13 protein-coding genes are annotated in these 18,418 nt (G+C 65.7%); 5 read left to right on the top strand and 8 right to left on the bottom strand.

Annotated elements, in window-relative coordinates; genetic code table 11:
* Positions 1–43: 43 nt before the first annotated feature.
* The gene (locus tag BST47_RS04785) at positions 44–1,144 is read right to left on the bottom strand and encodes a glycoside hydrolase family 76 protein (protein ID WP_083124063.1); all 1,101 of its coding nucleotides are present in this window, start codon (positions 1,142–1,144) and stop codon (positions 44–46) included.
* A gap of 104 nt (positions 1,145–1,248) precedes the next feature.
* Here BST47_RS04785 and BST47_RS04780 point away from each other — a divergent pair, with 104 nt between their 5' ends.
* Both BST47_RS04780 and BST47_RS04775 read left to right on the top strand, forming a co-directional pair.
* Positions 1,249–1,791 (top strand): TetR/AcrR family transcriptional regulator, encoded by a 543-nt coding sequence (locus tag BST47_RS04780; RefSeq protein WP_083124062.1) that lies wholly within the window; start codon positions 1,249–1,251, stop codon positions 1,789–1,791.
* Positions 1,788–3,374: an MFS transporter gene (locus BST47_RS04775; protein ID WP_122984567.1), complete on the top strand. Its 1,587-nt coding sequence runs from the start codon at positions 1,788–1,790 to the stop codon at positions 3,372–3,374. The genes BST47_RS04780 and BST47_RS04775 overlap by 4 nt, the downstream gene beginning before the upstream one ends.
* On the opposite strand, the gene BST47_RS04770 is transcribed toward BST47_RS04775, so the two are convergent.
* The 6 genes from BST47_RS04770 to clpB all read right to left on the bottom strand — a co-directional run bounded on the left by BST47_RS04770 (position 3,258) and on the right by clpB (position 10,448).
* Positions 3,258–3,899, bottom strand: coding sequence for a TrmH family RNA methyltransferase (locus BST47_RS04770; protein WP_083124061.1), 642 nt, complete (start codon positions 3,897–3,899; stop codon positions 3,258–3,260). The genes BST47_RS04775 and BST47_RS04770 overlap by 117 nt on opposite strands.
* Positions 3,892–4,791 (bottom strand): hypothetical protein, encoded by a 900-nt coding sequence (locus BST47_RS04765; protein ID WP_083124060.1) that lies wholly within the window; start codon positions 4,789–4,791, stop codon positions 3,892–3,894. Before BST47_RS04765 ends, BST47_RS04770 begins: the two co-directional genes overlap by 8 nt.
* A gap of 10 nt (positions 4,792–4,801) precedes the next feature.
* On the bottom strand, positions 4,802–5,578 hold the full coding sequence (locus BST47_RS04760) for an SDR family NAD(P)-dependent oxidoreductase (protein ID WP_083124059.1): 777 nt from the start codon (positions 5,576–5,578) through the stop codon (positions 4,802–4,804).
* A 25-nt stretch (positions 5,579–5,603) separates the two neighbouring features.
* A complete protein-coding gene (ttfA, locus tag BST47_RS04755; RefSeq protein ID WP_083124058.1) occupies positions 5,604–6,434 on the bottom strand; it encodes a trehalose monomycolate transport factor TtfA in 831 nt (276 codons plus the stop codon).
* Positions 6,435–6,557: 123 nt separating this feature from the next.
* A complete protein-coding gene (locus tag BST47_RS04750) occupies positions 6,558–7,883 on the bottom strand; it encodes an alpha/beta hydrolase domain-containing protein (protein ID WP_083124057.1) in 1,326 nt (441 codons plus the stop codon).
* Positions 7,884–7,901: 18 nt separating this feature from the next.
* A complete protein-coding gene (gene clpB, locus BST47_RS04745) occupies positions 7,902–10,448 on the bottom strand; it encodes an ATP-dependent chaperone ClpB (protein ID WP_083124056.1) in 2,547 nt (848 codons plus the stop codon).
* A gap of 218 nt (positions 10,449–10,666) precedes the next feature.
* Here clpB and BST47_RS04740 point away from each other — a divergent pair, with 218 nt between their 5' ends.
* From BST47_RS04740 to BST47_RS04730, 3 genes are read left to right on the top strand one after another with little or no spacing between them, the layout of a single operon-like run.
* Positions 10,667–11,485, top strand: coding sequence for an FAD binding domain-containing protein (locus BST47_RS04740; protein WP_083124055.1), 819 nt, complete (start codon positions 10,667–10,669; stop codon positions 11,483–11,485).
* On the top strand, positions 11,482–14,199 hold the full coding sequence (locus tag BST47_RS04735) for a molybdopterin-dependent oxidoreductase (protein ID WP_083124054.1): 2,718 nt from the start codon (positions 11,482–11,484) through the stop codon (positions 14,197–14,199). The genes BST47_RS04740 and BST47_RS04735 overlap by 4 nt, the downstream gene beginning before the upstream one ends.
* A gap of 10 nt (positions 14,200–14,209) precedes the next feature.
* Positions 14,210–15,181 (top strand): antibiotic biosynthesis monooxygenase, encoded by a 972-nt coding sequence (locus BST47_RS04730; protein ID WP_083124053.1) that lies wholly within the window; start codon positions 14,210–14,212, stop codon positions 15,179–15,181.
* Here BST47_RS04730 and BST47_RS04725 read toward each other — a convergent pair.
* Positions 15,178–18,339 (bottom strand): multicopper oxidase family protein, encoded by a 3,162-nt coding sequence (locus BST47_RS04725; protein WP_083124052.1) that lies wholly within the window; start codon positions 18,337–18,339, stop codon positions 15,178–15,180. The genes BST47_RS04730 and BST47_RS04725 overlap by 4 nt on opposite strands.
* Positions 18,340–18,418: the final 79 nt, after the last annotated feature.

Below are 18,418 nucleotides of genomic sequence, written 5' to 3'. Positions count from 1 at the left end.
CGCGTGGGAAAAGAATGAGCGACGCGCGAAGCCGGTTCAGACGTCACGTGTCGGATACCGCGTGGGCCGCTTCCATGAGCATCCACCCTGCCAGCTGAACGGACAGATCGCGCTCTGGAACCTGCGACGCGTTGACAGCACCCTCGACGAACTGGGCCTCCTCACCTGCCGCAGTGGGTATCTCGGCGGTGCGCTCCCAGAACGCCGCGAACAGCGGCAGGCCGTCGACGGTCTGCCGGTTGTCCCACGCCGCCTCCGCCGACGTCAGCACCAGCTTGGTCGCGGTGTCCCTGGCGGCCGCGTCGTCGTCGTCGTGCTGCGGCAGCGAGGTGGCCACCAGCGCCAGATAGCGCGCGAGGATCCCGTTGAACAGGCCGCCGTCACCGCCACCCGCACCCCGGATGATGCCCTCGGGAGCCATGTTGTCGCGTACCGCGGCGACGAGTCGGTGCACCCGCTTGGCGTGTTCGGCGTCCTCGGTGCGCATCGCGAGTTCGGTTTCCAGGCCGAGCACCACTCCCTGGCAGTAGGTGTACTGCGCGCGCACCATCGAACCGCCCTTGATCCCGTCGAACACCAGATGGGTCTCCGGATCGATCAGCGTCTCGTCGAGCCAATCCGACATCTGCTGAGCCCGGCGCAGCCGGTCGTGGCGGGCGAGGAAGATCGCCGCCGGACCGTTGGCCGGGGCGTTGAAGAACTGGTCTTGTTTGCGCCATGGAATTCCGCCGCCGTCCTCGGGCACCCACGAGTTGAGAAACTGCTCAGACAGCGTGTCCAGCGCCCTGGGGCGCTCGACACCTGCGAGGCGCCCCGCTCGCTCGAGCGCGATTGCCAGCCACGCCATGTCGTCGTAATAGTCGTTGGTCCAGCGCAGGCTGTTGCGTAGCCGGTGGCCCCTGATCTGCCTGGCGATCTTCTGCTGGCGTTCTGGCTGCGGGTCGCGCAATTGCGCGTCGACCAGGCAGTCCAGTAGATGGGCCTGCCACCAGTAGTGCCAGGTGCCGAACAGCCGGTACTTGCGCGTCGACGGCCAGGCGACGACGCCCAGCTGTGTTCCCGGCACGGCCCACAGCTTTTTCAGATGCCGCTTGGCGATCGCGGCCTCTGCGCTGGCCGCGCGGTTGGCCCATAGCTGATCCATGGCTTCGATCCTGCCCTACCCGGCCTGCGAAATGTGCTCGGCTGAAGAGGCCGGACCATATTCTGTATGAGACATATTCGTCTCATTTAAGCTATCCTCGTCTCATGCCATCTGATCGCGAAACGCTGCTGCGCGCCGCGGCCGACTTCCTCGGTCGCAGGCCCAACGCGACGCAGGACGAGATCGCGGCCGCGGCCGGGGTGAGCCGAGCCACGCTGCATCGCCATTTCGCGGGGAAGCCGGCCCTGCTGGCCGCATTGGACGAGCTCGCGATCAGCGAGATGGAACGTGCCCTCGACATTGCTCGCTTGCACGATGATTCGGCCGTCGAGGCGTTGCGCAGGCTGATCACCGCATGCCAACCGGTATCGCCCTACCTCGCACTGCTCTACAGCCAGACCCAGGAATTCGACGTCGACAAGTCGCTGGAGGGCTGGGCGGACATCGACGCCGCTATCACCGCGCTCTTCCAACGCGGCCAGCGCGACGGCGATTTCCGTCCCGACCTCACCGCTGCATGGCTGACCGAGGCGCTCTACTCACTGGTGGCAGGAGCGGCGTGGGCCGTTGCGGTCGGACGCGTCGCCGGACGCGAGTTCGACCACATGATCACCGAACTGCTACTGCATGGAGTTCTCACATCATGATTCGCCGCTGGTCCGCGCTCGGCGTCCTGACGCTCGCGGTTCTGCTCATCGGCATCGACGGTACGGTCCTGGCGCTGGCTACCCCGTTCATCAGCCGGGACCTCGATGCCACCGGAATCCAGATCCTGTGGATCGGCGACATCTACTCGTTCGTGCTCGCCAGTCTCCTGATCACGATGGGCGGCCTCGGTGACCGGATCGGTCACAAGAAGATGTTGCTCTGGGGTGCGACGGCCTTCGCGGTGATCTCCGCCGCAACGGCGTATGCGCCCTCCGCGGAACTGTTGATCGCGGCGCGGGCCCTGCAGGGCATTGCGGGTGCGACCCTGGCGCCTGCGACACTGGCCCTCATCCGCGGCATTTTCGCCGATCCCAGGGAACGCACACTGGCCGTGGGCATTTGGGCGTCGGCGTTCTCGGCCGGCGCCGCATTCGGCCCGATTCTCGGCGGGATACTCCTCGAGCATTTCTGGTGGGGCTCGGTGTTCTTGATCAACGTGCCGGTGATGGTGGTCCTGGTGATCGGAGGCATCGCACTGGTACCCGAGCACCGCAACCCCGCCCCCGGGCCGTGGGATCTGCTCAGCGTCGTGTTGTCGATGGCGGGCATCCTCGGCGCCGTGTACGCGATCAAAGAGGTTGCCGCGCAGGGATTTCACCTCGATGTTGCCATTGCAGCCCTGGTCGCGGCCGGAGCGCTGACACTGTTCGTCCGCCGCCAACTCAGGCTGTCACACCCGCTGATCGACGTTCGGCTGTTCGGCAACCGCGCATTCACCGGCGTGGTGAGCGCCAACCTGCTGTCCGTGCTCGGACTATCCGGTCTGGTCTTCTTCCTGTCGCAGTACTTCCAACTCGTCCAAGGCTTCAGCCCGTTGAAGGCCGGGCTCGCCGAACTACCCGCGGCAGTCACGGCGACGGTGTTCGGTGTGCTGGCGGGAATCGCAGTGCGCCACTGGTCCCGGCGCGCAGTACTCACCTCGGGCCTGGCGATGGTCGGTGCCGCCATGGCGACATTGACGGTGCTCACACCCGGCACCTCCTACCCCCAACTCGGTGTGACGCTGTTCGTCGTCGGTGTAGGTCTCGGCCTCGCGTTCACGGTGGCGAGCGACGTCATCCTGGCCAGCGTGCCGAAGGAACGCGCCGGTGCGGCGGCCGCGGTTTCAGAGACCGCGTACGAGCTCGGGATGGCGCTGGGCATTGCCACACTGGGCTCGATCGTTACCGGGGTATATCGCAATTTCACTGCGCCCGAAGGTATTCCCGCTGCGGTGGTCGCCGAATCGCGGGACTCCCTCGCCGCTGCGGTTGAGGCCGCACAGACACTGCCCGCCGATCAGGGGTCCGCCCTGCTCGACGCGACGAAGCACGCCTTCACGTCGGGGCTCGCGATCGCGTCCGGCGTCGGTGCGGCGCTGATGCTGGTCTCGGCGGTCGCGGTGTGGCTGCTGTTGCGCGAGCGGCTACCAGGCGCGGTCGAGGTCGGCGTGCGTTCGGATCCAGCTGTGCATGGCGATGCCCGCGGCGACTCCGGCATTGATGCTACGGGTGGAGCCGAATTGTGCGATCGACACTGTTAGCTCGGCGCCTGCACTGGCCTGGAAGGTGATGCCCGGACCTTCCTGCCCGAACACCAACAGGCATGCCTGCGGTAACTCGACGTCCTCCAGTCGCGCGGCACCCGGCACGTTGTCGACGGCGACAACGGTCAGCCCCGCATCGACGGCGAAGGCCAGTAGTTCTTCGGTGGTGTCGTGATGGCACAGCCGCTGGTAACGATCGGTCACCATCGCTCCACGCCGATTCCACCGGCGGCGACCCACGATGTGCACGGTGTCCACCGCGAACGCGTTGGCCGTTCGGACCACCGCACCGATGTTGGCGTCGTTACCGAAGTTCTCGATCGCGATGTGCAGGGAATGCCTACGGGTGTCGATATCGGCGATGATTGCTTCGCGAGTCCAATACCGATATGCATCAACGACATTGCGGGTGTCGCCATCCCGGAGCAGCGCGGGGTCGTAACGGGGATCGTCGGGCAGCGGACCCTGCCATGGGCCTACCCCGGGACTCTCGCCCCACTCGGTCGGACCCGCCTCACTCACCCTTGGTCCACATCGCGGCGTGCGTGCCGACCACCGACAGCGTCGGATACAGCAGCGCTTCGTTCATCTCGCCCTGGGTGCACAACGTCACGCGGGTGAAAACCGCGTCGCGCGTGCTGTCAGGTAGCAGGAGAGTCGACGCGCCGTAGACGTCGCAGGCATGGCTCAGCCCGGGCGGAGGCAACGTCGGAGCCATCACCACCATCGTCGGTCCGCCGCGGCGTCTCGACTCCTCACGGTATTGCGTTGCCTGACCGGAGATCTCGAGGCCGAGCAGCATGTAGCCGTTACCGGTGAACTCGTTGGGATCTCCGAGCGCGGCCTGGTCGAGCATGGAGCCGTCCGCACGGAACGCGTCCACGCTGGTCGTCTTGAGCGACAGTCCGGTGGCCTCGTCCTCGACCGCAGGCAGCCCGACGGGAAACGCCACGCCGTGCGCCATCGTGGTACCGGGCGTGCGGTCACGAGTCGAATAGACGTACACCCCGCGCACCTGGAGCTGGTCTCGCTGTGGCCCCACACATACCGTTCCCGTCAGCCGGTCCGGCGTCTGGACCGACAGCGGCTGCACGTCAAGGTCTGTCACGTCACGGCACCCGCCGATGGCGGGGGCCTCGAGCGGGTGTGCCAACGCGCCGTAAAGCCCGAACCTCAGGTCCTTCGGGTCGGCGTGCGGACCGTCACCCGATGGCGCCGCGTCGATGTCGATCAGGACGTTTTCGCCCTCGAAACGCAGATTCGACACCGACATGTTCCAGCCCAAAAACGCCAGTGATTCGCCGATGGTCGCGGTCTGGGCGGAATAGGTGTCGACCTTCGCGTCATCGCTCGAACAGGCCGAGGCGACCAGGAGCACCGCGGTGAGGGCAGCGAAAACTGAACGGGCGGACACTGAGCGCGACTCAGGTTCTATCCCGGCCCCGGCCAACGACTTTCGTCACCGCCCGCACCACGTTTCGCGGCACCATGCGGCCGCCGGTGGTCAGTGCCTTGTACTGCAGGCCGGGCACGATCACCACCTTGCCCCGTGCGACATCGGCCATCGTCTCGCGGACCACGTCGTCCACCTCCAGCCACAGGAACGACGGCGTGTTCGCCATGTCGATGCCCGCTCGTTCATGGAATTCGGTGTGCACGAAACCGGGACACAGAGCATGCACGCCGACGCCGGTGCCACCCAGGCCGTTGGCAAGGCCCTCGGAGAACGCGACCACCCAGGCTTTGGAGGCCGAGTACGTCGAACCACGCCCAGGCAGCAGTCCGGCCACGCTGGCCACGTTGATCACGGTGCCTTCACCGGCCGCCAGCATCGGCGGCATCGCGGCGTGCGTCAGATGCATGACCGCCGTGACGTTGACATCCAGTTGGGATTGGAGCACCGCGAGGTCTGCGGTCCAGAATTCACCGGAGGTTCCGAAACCGGCGTTGTTGACCAGAACGCGCACACCGGCGGCGAGCCGGTCGGCCACCTTCGAACGATCGGCGGCCTGCGCCAGATCGGCGACGAGCACCTCGACGTTCGCGCCTGCCTCGTCGTGCAGTTCGGCGGCCAGCGCGTCGAGACGCTTCGCATCGCGCGCAACGAGCACGAGGTCGTAGCCGTCCACGGCATATCTGTGGGCGAATCCTGCGCCCAACCCCGACGTGGGTCCGGTGATCAGGGCGACGGGGCGTGACATGGCGACAGCTTAGTCACCGCGTCGGTTACCGCTGATAGTGCGGGGACTGCCGTCCGTTGCGCGACTGCGGTGGCTGCGGGGGCGACGCGGGCCGACGAGCCTGTTCGGATCGCGGGGGCGCCTGGGCATACCTGCCGCCCGAAGCCTCGGCCCTGCCTGCAGGCACCTCGGAGCGGGCCGGCGCCGGCTTGAGCGGACGGCTCGGCGACCCGCTACGGCGCGTCACGGACTGACCGACGGTGGCCTGCGACGTCGGTGGCAGCACGCGCAGCAGGTCGTTGAACTGGCGCACGGTGCGCAGGCCCTCATCCCACTGGGCCCGCGTGCTGGTCACCGGCATCGAGACCAGCGTCCAGTGCTCCTCGTTCCACATGATCTCCGCACAATCCGGCGCGGTGTGGGCGAACGTCACCATGCGGCGGTCGCAGGCGCGGCGGGCCGCGTCGAGGTTGGTCGAGTACACCATCCGCGGACCGATCGCACCGAGCAGCCAGATGTCGTTTTCCCGCGGCTCTTTGATTCCCTTGAGCCGCAGATCGACGACGACGTTGGTGCCGACCTTGCGGTGCAGGGCGATGACGGTCGCGACGTCTTCGAGGTCGAAGATGAACACCGCTTCGCCGCGGATCTGCCCGAGGACGACGTTCTTGGCGTTGATGTCGCCGACGGTCGACATCACACCGCGCTTCCAGCGGTTCAGGATGTCGCTCGACTCGTGTTCATAGTCGAAACCGTGTGACTTCGCCCACGACTTTCGGCGACGACCCAGCCCACGTCGCCGGTCGATGTCGACGTACAGAAGTACCGCCGCACCCACGAAACAGAGCGCGGACAGCGTGAACCAGAGCGGGACCATTAGGTCGTAGCTTACTTGCAGGTAGCCCTCAAGTCCGAACTCGAGCAGATCACAGGCTCGTCACATAGCGGCTTTCCATGTCATATGCCGACTACCAGGTTCTTCGCATCGCAAGCCCCCGGCCTACCCGGGGAAGGACGCCTCGGCGAGCCCGACGATCTCGGTTCGGTCGGCCGCCACGATGAATCCCGCCTCGATCGCGCGATCCAGCGCGTCGCTGAAACGCGCCAGGTAGTCGGCGGCGCCGCCGGGATAGAGCGCGCGCACCGTGCCGTCGTCGAACACCTCCCCGGTACCGAACAAGAAGGACATCGGGCTCTCGTCGGGTGCGAGGCCCGATGTCCGCGCAATCGGCACGTCGACCCACGGCGTACGGACTCCACCGACGGCGAGTCGGTGATCGTCGAGCACCAGCGCGGGGATGTCCCCGTCGGTGAGGGCCATCGGCTGCGCCGTCGCGGCGGGTGTTCCAGTGCGAACCCAGCCGTTCAGGCCGGCGATCGCGGCCTGTAGGACGTAGTGATGCTGGGGCGCGAAGTTGATGTAGTACGACAGGTTCGTCCCCATCAACTCGTTCGTGGGTGCATAGGCCGCGACAAGGCCCTCCAGCGGCATCGAGCCGTCGTCGATGAAGCCGACCCGAATCGTGTAGTTGTCTGCGTGCGCGGTGCCGGGTATCTCCCACACCCGCAACCTGTCGTCGTCGGGTCTGCGGGCGTGGTGGTAGCCGAGCAGATGACCGTCGACCAGATCGGTTTCGGTGATGACCGATAGCACCGGGACCCGCAGATCGTCCCGGAAGGGCGCAGGCCGTGACTCTTCCAGCGCACTACCGCCCGTGAGCGGAGCGGCGGGACCGAACCGCGAGTGCACGAGGAAGCCGTCGAAAACTTCAGCGACCGCATCGACCTCGTTCACATAGGTGGTCAGAAACATCGCCGACTGCGATTCCCCCACCGCGAGAACCGCATCCGGCTGCAATCTGTCGATGCCACCCTCGCTGACCACACGGCCGATCTGGGAGTAGATGTCATAAGCGAACTGGTCACCCGGATGGTTGAGCTGCGAATAGCGTTCGCGGTCTTGGGCTTTCAGCGACATGTCGATGCCGATCAGGTTGTCACCGCCCTCGACGCCGACGTACTGGGCGGACACCGCGACGTAGGCGTAGCCGGCGCGCGCGATCTCGCGATGCGCCATCAGCCAGACCGCGGGTGCGTCGATGCCGCCGCTGACGTTGAGCCATTCGACGACGGCGGTGCCGTTGAACGCGCCGTTCGGGCGGCACACCACGATGCGGGTGGTGTAGTCCGCCGTCTCGTCGGTGGCATGCGAGCGGGCCGTGCCGGAGACGACGAACTCCTCGGCGCCGTAACCCAGCGTGGCCAGGTCGTAGGCGCCGAGGAGCAGGCTGGGTCTACCGGGAAGGGACGAGACGCGAGTGCTCATCCCTCATCGATATCAGGCTCAGCCCAAGACCAGCGAATCGCCGTCCGCGCTGAGGTTGACCGGCACCACGTCGCCGTCGTGCACCTCACCGGCAAGCAGCATCTTGGCGAGCTGGTCGCCGATGGCCTGCTGGATCAGCCGCCGCAGCGGACGCGCGCCGTAGAGCGGGTCGAAGCCGCGCTCGGCCAGCCACGTCTTGGCGGGCAGCGACACCTCGAGGGTGAGCCGCCGCTGCGCCAACCGCTTGTCCAACTGCTGGAGCTGGATGTCGACGATCTGCACCAGCTCCTCGGGATTCAGCGGATCGAAGACGATCACGTCGTCCAGGCGGTTGATGAACTCCGGCTTGAACGCCGACCGCACCGCCGCCATGACCTGCTCCTCGGTGCCACCGGCCCCGAGGTTCGACGTCAGGATCAGGATCGTGTTGCGGAAGTCGACCGTGCGACCCTGGCCGTCAGTCAGCCGGCCTTCGTCGAGGACAGCCAACAGCACGTCGAACACGTCCGGGTGAGCCTTCTCGATCTCGTCGAACAGGATCACCGTGTACGGCCGCCTGCGCACCGCCTCGGTCAGCTGACCGCCCTGGTCGTATCCGATGTAGCCGGGAGGCGCACCGACAAGCCGAGCCACCGAGTGCTTCTCGCCGTACTCGCTCATGTCAATGCGGACCATCGCGTGCTCATCGTCGAACAGGAACTCCGCCAGCGCCTTTGCCAACTCGGTCTTGCCGACGCCGGTCGGGCCGAGGAACATGAACGACCCCGTCGGCCGGTTCGGATCGGCGACTCCCGCACGGCTGCGGCGAACCGCATCAGACACCGCCTGGACGGCCATTTTCTGACCGACGACGCGCTTGCCGAGCTCGTCCTCCATGCGTAGCAACTTGGCCGTCTCGCCCTCGAGCATCCGGCCCGCAGGGATTCCGGTCCATGCCGACACCACATCGGCGATGTCGTCGGGTCCGACTTCCTCCTTGAGCATAACGTCCTCGCGTGCCTCAGCCTGGGGCACCGCGGCGTCGAGCTTCTTCTCGATCTCCGGGATACGCCCGTATCGAAGTTCGGAGGCCTTGGCCAGATCGCCGTCGCGCTCGGCCCGATCGGCCTCGCCGCGCAGCGACTCGAGCTGCTCCTTGAGCTCACGCACGACGTCGATGGCGTTCTTCTCGTTCTGCCAGCGTGTGGTCAGCTCTGCCAACTTTTCTTTGTCATCGGCGAGTTCGGCACGCAGCTTCTCCAGCCGGTCCTTGGAGGCGTCGTCCTCCTCCTTGGCCAGTGCCATCTCCTCGATCTCCAGCCGGCGCACCAGGCGCTCGACCTCATCGATCTCGACGGGCCGGGAGTCGATCTCCATTCGCAGCCGGGACGCGGCCTCGTCGACGAGGTCGATGGCCTTGTCCGGCAGGAAGCGGCTGGTGATGTAGCGGTCGGACAGCGCGGCGGCCGAAACCAGTGCCGAGTCGGTGATCCGCACACCGTGGTGGACCTCGTAGCGGTCCTTGAGACCGCGCAGGATGCCGACGGTGTCCTCGACCGACGGCTCACCGACGAACACCTGCTGGAAGCGGCGTTCCAGCGCGGCGTCCTTCTCGATGTACTTGCGGTACTCGTCGAGGGTGGTCGCGCCGACCAGCCGCAGCTCGCCGCGCGCCAGCATCGGCTTGATCATGTTGCCCGCGTCCATCGCCGATTCACCGGTCGCGCCGGCACCGACGATGGTGTGCAGCTCGTCGATGAACGTGATGATCTGGCCGGCCGAGTTCTTGATGTCGTCGAGGACGGCCTTGAGCCGCTCCTCGAACTCACCGCGGTACTTGGCACCGGCGACCATCGAGCCCATATCCAGTGACACGACGGTCTTGTCGCGCAGGCTCTCCGGTACGTCGCCTGCGACGATGCGCTGGGCCAGGCCCTCGACGATCGCGGTCTTGCCGACGCCGGGCTCACCGATCAGCACCGGATTGTTCTTGGTACGACGTGAGAGCACCTGAACGACCCGGCGAATCTCGTTGTCGCGCCCGATGACCGGATCCAGCTTGCCCTCTTTGGCTCGCGCGGTCAGGTCGGTGGAGTACTTCTCCAGCGCCTGGTACGTGGCCTCCGGGTCGGGGTTGGTGACGCGCGCACTGCCGCGCACGTTTCCGAAGGCGTCGCGCAGCACCTGCGGCGACGCGCCGTGGCCGCTGAGCAGCTTGGCGACGTCGGAGTCACCGGTGGCCAGGCCGACGAGCAGATGCTCGGTGGAGACGTATTCGTCGTCCATCTCGGTTGCTAGGTGCTGCGCCACGGTTATTGAAGCGATCGCGTCCTTACTCAGCTGCGGCTGCGAACTCGACCCCGATGCGCTGGGCAGCCGGTCGAGAAGTCGTTGCGTCTCTGCACGGATAGTCGCGGGTTCGACGCCGACGGCCTCCAACAACGGTGCGGCAATGCCGTCGTTCTGGGTGAGCAGTGCCATCAACAAATGGGCGGGCGTGATCTGTGGGTTGCCGGCGGCGGTAGCCGCTTGCAGCGCCGAAGTAAGGGCCGCCTGGGTTTTGGTCGTCGGATTGAACGAGTCCACGACGCCTCCGTTTCTATGTACTTCAGGGCCGCGCAAAAGGCCCTTGGAATGCTTGTCGCGTTGTACAACGCCGTCAAGGTTGAGTCTGTTCCGCTCAACTTTAACTTTTTTGCCGGCACAGCGCCAGCGCGTACCGAGCCGCTGATCCAGCAACCACCCACCACGTCCCTCTACGATGGCGGAATCCAACTCGGGCAAAGCCGCATGGGGGAAGACGTTTGGACCTCAACACCGTCACCGATGTGGTCCGCCACCCGCACGATCCGCCCGGGGCGCAATGGCGCGCCGGGGATGCCTTCCTCGCGGGCGGCACCTGGCTGTTCTCGGATCAGCAATCACACCTGCGGCGGCTGATCGATCTGGCGCCGCTGGGCTGGGACGCCCTCACGGTCGAGGAGACCGGGCTGGAGATCGGCGCGATGTGCACGATCCGCGACCTGTACGCGCTCACCCCGCCGAGCGACTGGCCCGCCGCATCGCTGCTGGGGACGAGCTGTGAGGCGTTCCTGGCCTCGTTCAAGGTGTGGAACAGCGCGACGGTCGGCGGGAACATCTGCATGTCGCTGCCCGCCGGCCCGATGATCACGATGACAGTGGCGCTGGAGGCCACCTACACCCTGCGCGCGCCCGACGGCTCCGAGCGCACCGTCGACGCGGCCGACTTCGTCACCGGGAACAACGCCAACATCCTGTCGCCCGGCGAGGTGTTGCGGAAGGTCGACATTCCGGCGAGTGCCCTGCGAAAGCGGCACACCCACCGACGGTTCACCCTGACCAGGCTCGGCCGATCGACAATCTTCATCGTCGCGACGCAACACCGGCACGACCTGCTGCTGACCATCACCGCGGGCACCACCCACCCGGTACGCATGAGATTCGATTCGATGCCGGACGCCGACGCGCTCGCACAACGTATCGACGAGCTGCCCGAGGAGCTTTGGTTCGACGACCCCAACGGCAGCCCGGACCACCGCCGCCACCTCGCCGCGCACTACGCCGAGGACATCCGCGCCGAGTTCTCGCGGGGGGCTTCGTGACCTACACCGTGAACGGCGCGGACTTCGACGAGCAGCCACGACCCGGCCAGTGTCTGCGTACCTTCGTCCGCTCGCTTGGCTGCCTCGGTGTCAAAAAAGGTTGTGATGCAGGTGATTGCGGAGCCTGCACGGTGTGGCTTGACGGTGATCCGGTGCACAGCTGCATCACCCCCGCCTTCCGCGCGGAGGGGCGGGAAGTCACCACCATCGAGGGCCTCGGCACACCCGACAACCTGCATCCCATGCAACAGCGATTTCTCGACGGACCGGGATTCCAGTGTGGTTTCTGCACCGCGGGGATGATCATGACGTCGGCCACCTTCACCGACGAGCAGAAGCGCGACCTGCCGCGCGCGCTGAAGGGAAACCTGTGTCGCTGCACCGGGTATCGCGTCATCGAGGACGCGATCAACGGTGTCAAGGGAATCGAGGACGCGGCACCCGGTGAGGCGGTAGGCGCCAACGTCGTCGCGCCGGCAGCCACCGGGGTCGTCACCGGGACGGTCGAGTTCACCATGGACACCGCGATGCCGGGAATGCTCCACCTCAAGGTGCTGCATTCACCGCACGCCCATGCGCGCGTCGTCTCCATCGACACGTCCGCCGCGCTCGAAGTTCCCGGCGTGCAGCGCGTATACACGTGGCAGGACGTCCCCCGTAAGCGATTCAGCACGGCGATCCACACCGACCACCTCGTCGATCCCGACGACACCTACATACTCGACAACGTCATGCGGTTCGTGGGCCAGCGGGTCGTGGCGGTGGTCGCCGAGTCCGTCGGCGCTGCCGAAGAGGGTTGCCGCAAGGTCGCCGTGGAGTACGAGGTGCTGCCCGCGGTCTTCGACCCCGAGGAGGCGATGGCCGACGGCGCGCCCCAATTGCACAGCTACGACGACCCGTTCGCGCACGACAAGCTGCGCAACATCCTGCTCGAACTGCACGGCGAGGTCGGTGACGTCGAGGCCGGATTTGCCGCGGCCGACGTGATCCACGAGGGCACCTATTTCACGCCCCGCGTCCAGCACGCCCACCTCGAAACGCATGGTTCGATCGCCTGGATGGAGGAGGGGCGGTTGCATGTGCGCACCAGTTCGCAGTCGCCGTCGGTCGCGAAACTCAAACTCTCCCATCTGTTCAACCTCCGCCCCGACGAACTGAGGGTGTTCTGCAAGAGGGTCGGCGGTGGGTTCGGCGGCAAGCAGGAAGTGATCTCCGAAGACCTGGTCGCCCTGGCGGCGCTGGACACCGCCCGACCCGTCTGCTGGGAGTACACCCGGGAAGAGGCGTTCACCACGGCCTCACCGCGTCACCCGATGAAGGTCACCGTGAAACTCGGCGCGAAGGCCGACGGCACGCTGACCGCGCTCCAATTCCGGAACGTCTCCAATACCGGAGCATACGGAAACCACGGCGGCGAGACGCTGTTCGCCGGCGGCGCCGCCGTGATGCAATACCGCTGCCCTAACAAGAGATTCGACGGCTACTCGGTGTACACGAACACCGTGCCCAGCGGTGCGCTGCGCGGGTACGGTATGACCCAGCCGTCGTTCGCGGTCGAGTCCGCGATGACCGAGTTGGCGCTGGCGCTCGGTATGGATCCGCTGGAGTTGCGCCGCCGCAACGTGATTGTGCCCGGCGATGCACTGGTGGCGGTCGGTGAGCACCCCGAAGATGTGACTTTCACCGAGGACGGGCTGACCGCCTGCATCGACCTGGTGGACGACGCGTTGCGCCGCATGCCTCCCGAGCCGAACCTCGAACCGGATTGGCTGGTCGGCACCGGCACCGCGAGCTCCATCCACGAGACCGCCCCGCCGACCGACCATGTTTCCAACGCGTGGGCCACCCTGCGCGACGATGCCGTCTACGAGATCGCGGTGGGAACAGTTGAATTCGGTGAGGGCACCTCGACGGCGCATGTGCAGATCGCGGCGAGCGTGCTCGGCACCACGACGTCTCGAATCCACCTCGTGCAGGCCGACACCGACAGCACGGGTTTCGACACCGGCGCGTTCGCGAGCGCGGGCCTGTTCGTCTCGGGCAACGCCGTCCAGAAGGCGACGACTGCTCTCCGGGACAGCATTCTGCACTTCGCCGCCGGACACGTCGGCGTCGATGTCGGTGCATGCGTGATGGACGACGACGGGGTGCTGTGTGCCGACACCAGATTGACCCTGGCCGAGGTATTGGTGGCCGCCCGTGAGCGCGGTAGGCGGTTCACCGTGGCGCGCAAGGCCTATGGCTCGCCGCGCAGCGTGACGTCCAATGCGCACGGCTTCCGCATCGCCGTCCACCGGATCACCGGCGAAGTCCGCATTCTCTACAGCGTGCACGCCGCCGATCCCGGCGTCGTGATCAATCCGCAGCAGGTCCGCGGACAGATCGAAGGTGGGGTCGCACAGGCCATCGGCTTCGCGCTCACCGAGAACTTCCGTGTCGACGGCAACGGAGTGATGGTCAATCCCAACCTGCGCAACTATCGCATCCCCACCTACGCCGATGTGCCACGCACCGAAGTCCTTCTCGTCGAGACCCAGGACTCGGTGGGACCCATGAAGGCGAAGGGCATCGCCGAGTCGAACGTCAACCCAGTGGCACCGGCGCTGGCCAACGCACTGCACGACGCCACGGGCGTCCGGTATCGCGAGCTGCCGTTCACCCCCGAGCGTATCTATCGACGTCTGATCGAGCAGCGCCTCTCTCCCGCAACCTGATTGGCAGGACATGGACACGACAGGCGCCACCGACACCACCGCGACGGTGATCATCAGTCAGCGCATTCGGCCCGGTCACGAGCAGGCGTTCGAGGCGTGGCAGCTCAACATGAACCGCGAAGCCGGCAAGTACCCCGGCTTCATCGCCGCCGAGATCAACCAGCCCACCGGGGTCCAAAGCGATTGGGTGATCGTCTATCGCTTCGACTCGGTCGCGCATGTCCAGACGTGGCTCAACAGCGCCACCCGTCAGGAGATGCTACTCAAGGCCGAGCCGTACTTCGAAGGGCCGGGCACCCAGCAGGTCATCGGCGGCGGTGGCCGAAAGTCGGATCCACTGGTGACCGTGATGGTGACGCACCGGGTCGATCCGGCCGACGTCGACGAGTTCCTCGCCTGGCAGGAGCGACTTCGGCTGGCGGAGAGCAACTTTCCAGGGTTCCGCGGAACCGAGCTGTTCCGTCCGGTGGAGGGCGTGCAGGAGGAGTGGACCGCGCTGTATCGCTACAGCACCGCCGACGACCTCGATCGCTGGCTGGTTTCGGACGAACGCAAGCAGCTGCTCGCCCAGGGAGCAAAGTTCAAGGACTACCAATCCAGAACGGTCGACAACTCCTTCGGCAACTGGTTCGCCTTCGACGACACGGGCGCCGAAGCCCCACCCCCGTCGAACTTCAAGACCGCCGTCGCGGTGTGGGTCGGCGTCTACCCCACCGTGGTGCTGATTGCCTTGGCGCTGTGGCCGCTGAAGTTGCACCTGTGGCTGAACCTGCTGATCGGAAACCTGTTGTCCAGCTTGGCACTCAGTTACTTCGTGATGCCGTACTTCGTCAACAAGCTACTCAAGAACTGGCTGCGGCCGCCACCCGATGTCTCCGTCACCAAGACCAACTGGCGTGGGTTCGCCACCGTCTTCGTCGTCATGACGATCTTCAGTGCGATCTTCTACCTCGTCACGATCTCGTTCTTGCACATGCCCTAACGGCCGCCGAGCGGCGTCGGTCCCGTCGGCATCTTCGGCAGCGTGGTGAGTAGCTTCGGTGCCAACGTCGTCGCATCCGGGGCTGGACGCTGCAGGGTGTACTTGCGGACCTCCTGGCCACCGGCAGAAGTTCCCGCCACGACGACATCAGCTCCGTAGACGGTGCTGCTCGTCGCAACGGTCGCCCCGCCGGGGAACGGTGCGAACGACGCGATCTCGGTGTACTCGATGTTCTCCTCATGGTGATTGGGGCTGTCGAGGTACATGCCGGGCTGCCCGTCGAGCTTTGAGCCCGTTGACCACACCCGCACGGTGCCCGGCCCGGCGAGTTGGCTGGTGATGATGCTCATGGCGCCGCCCTCGCCGCCGGCCACCCATCCGGTCGACAGCGCGACCCCGTCCCTGTAGTCCTCGTCGTAGGCGAGGAAATTCGACGTCATCCTGGGCTCATTGGGCTTGGCGGCGTGCTCGGTCGCCGTGCCGTTGGCCTGCGCCCGCGCGGTCGGTGTGTAGAGGTCCCACCGGAACGACTTGACGAGCGGCGCATCACCGGGACCCGGTGCGGTCACGATGCTCTCACGACCCGAACCGAATTCGACCATTCCGGTGGCCAGCGTGACCCCGGACTGCGATCCGGGATAGGGCGTGAACGCGGAGAACACGTCGGGCTCTTTGCCCGACTCGGACGGCAGCTCCGAGGAGTACACCTTCACCTGCGATTCTGTCCCCGCACCGGTGCCGACGATGATGTTGTCGGCCAACGAGTTTCCGTCGATGTCCGCCCCGGCAACGGTCACACCGCCGGTGAAGCCGGAGTCGAACGGGACGAACCGGGTGATCTCGGTCTTGAACAGGCCCAGGTCGGTGTCGTTGCCGTCGTACGCGACGACCTCCGGCGTGGCCCCCTTACCGGTTCCGACGAGCAGATCGAGAATCATGTCGCCGTTCACGTCGGCCATCGCCACCGACGGCGTGCCCTCGAAATCCGGGAACGGGACGACGGTCTGCAGCACCTTGTCGCCGCTGCCATCCCGGACCTGGACCGAGGCCGGCTTACCGTCTGAGCCGGGATTCGCCACGGCGTACGTCGACACCTCGGGGATGACGTTGATGGTGGCCATCAGTCCGTTGTCCTCGTGGTTGAGGCGGTGGCAGTGGATCACGTACGTGCCCGCGAACTCCGAGAACTCCTGGCGCAGGGTCAGGCTCGCGGGCGTGCTCACGACGTGCATGTCGTTGAATATCGGTGCGGGCACGTTGACATTGTCGAGCCCCCAGGGTTGTACACCGGTCTTGCCCCGGTGGGGATCGTCAATGGCCATCACTTGAAAGTCGTTGACGTGGATGTGCATTGGATGCGCATCGTTGTTCTGATTGATGATCGTCCACTCCTCAACGGAGTTGAGCCGCGGCTGGATCAGCGAGACATTCGGGAACCCGGCGGGTTCGAACTGGTAGATGACGGCCTTGGGATCGTTGTTGCTGGCGATGTTGCCACCGATGGTGTCGGTGATCGTCATGGTCCGTTTGACGGCAGGGGTCATCACCGACGTGTCCACGAACGACGTGTAGGCGTCGAGGTTCTGCCCTGGTTCGAACGCGGTGGTCTGTCCTTCTCCGCTGGTGTCGGGCGTGGCACGGATCAGGGTCTGCGTCGGGAACACGAAGAAACCGTCGGCGAACGCCATGTACTTGGGATCGACCGTGAGAGTGCCCAGCACCGCGGGTGTGTTCTTGGTCCCGTTGTTGGTATAGAGCACACCGGGATTCACGAGCGGCTTGGCATCGGGATCCGGCGGGAACTCCAGGACCAGATCCCCCTTCTTGGGCATCGTGACCGCGATCGCATACCGTGACCCGGGCGGCACGCTGAGCGTCGTTCCATCCCCGTAGACCGGGCGGCCGACCTGCGTATAGGGGTTACCGTCCTGCCCGACTATCGAGAACTTCGGATGCTCTCCGGTGGCGGTCTCGGTCAATCGCAGAGTCATATAGGCGATGTCGCTGATATTGGCCACCGCCCAGATTTCCGTCTGGCCCGGCTTGATCTTCAGTTCCGGCTGGAACTGGCCGTTCACCGTGAACTGCACATCGCGCTGATTGTCAGGCAGACCCGGGTTCTCGGCGACCTTCGTCGTCGGACTGTCGAAGCTCATCAGATTCGAGGGGATGAACTGAGTTTGACCGCGATTGTTACGCGGCGACAGCGGCCCGGCCCACCACGGCGTCAGATATTGGGCGCCGACGGTGGTTTCGGCGATGTTCACCGGCGCCAGGCTCGGCTGATAGGTACCGTCGGCGAGTTGCGACCCCTCGGGCGGCTTGAGCGTGCTCGCCCACTGCGGCCAGCTGTAGTTGTTGAGCTGGTGGCCATTGCCCTTGCGATCGAACACGTAGTTGTACTGAATCGCCATGTTGCGGATGGGAATATCGTTCTGAGTGACCAGCGGCAGATTGCCGTCGGGGCGGCCGATCTCCAGCAGGCCCGCCAAGCCGGCATACGTCTGCTGCGCCGTCATCGTGTGCCGGTGGCTGTGATACCAGTACAACCCGTTGGGCATGTTCTTGGGCACGTCGTAGGTGAAGGTGTTGCCCATGCCGGCCGGGATGGACAGCAGGACGTTGTCGGCGTTGCCCGACGGGCTGATGTGCAAGCCGTGGGTGTGCAGATTCAGCGGCGACTCGGTGAGCGCGGGCGGGTATATCGGCACCTCACCGCCCTTGGGGGTCATGGCGGGGTCGTAGAAGTCCGGGATCGTCAGATTCTGAAGATCGTTGTCGTAGTGGACGATCAGCTTCTCGCCGGGTTCCACCCGCAGCGTGGGCGCGGGATAGACGTTGTCGCCCTTCGTCGATCCGTCCGAGCTCGTACCTTTGACAAGGTCGTAGGAGAAGATCAGGAAACTGGTGACCGGGTCCTTTACCGTGTCGAGGTTGACGGTGCCCTGGTGCGCCGACAGTCGCACCTCGAGTACGCCGTCCTTGCTCGAGAGTCGCACGGGCTCCCTGAACGGGGCGGGCCTGCCGTCGGGCCCGGCGTTCACTCCGGCCTGCGGGGCGGGCGCTTCTTTGTCACGCGAGCATGCCGTCATCGCCGCGATCAACGTGACGATCAACATCAGGGTGGTCACTACTACGCGTGAACCGGGGCGCCGCATTCGCAGATGCTATCGGCAAACTTGCTGGATATCGGGCCATCGCGTCATACGAACAGTTCCGGGCGTCAATGATTGCTAC

The sequence above is a fragment of the Mycolicibacterium tusciae genome (assembly GCF_002086795.1).
GTDB classification, from domain to species: Bacteria; Actinomycetota; Actinomycetes; order Mycobacteriales; family Mycobacteriaceae; genus Mycobacterium; species Mycobacterium tusciae.
Note: the sequence above shows the minus strand (reverse complement) of the source record. Positions and strands in the feature narration are given on the sequence as shown.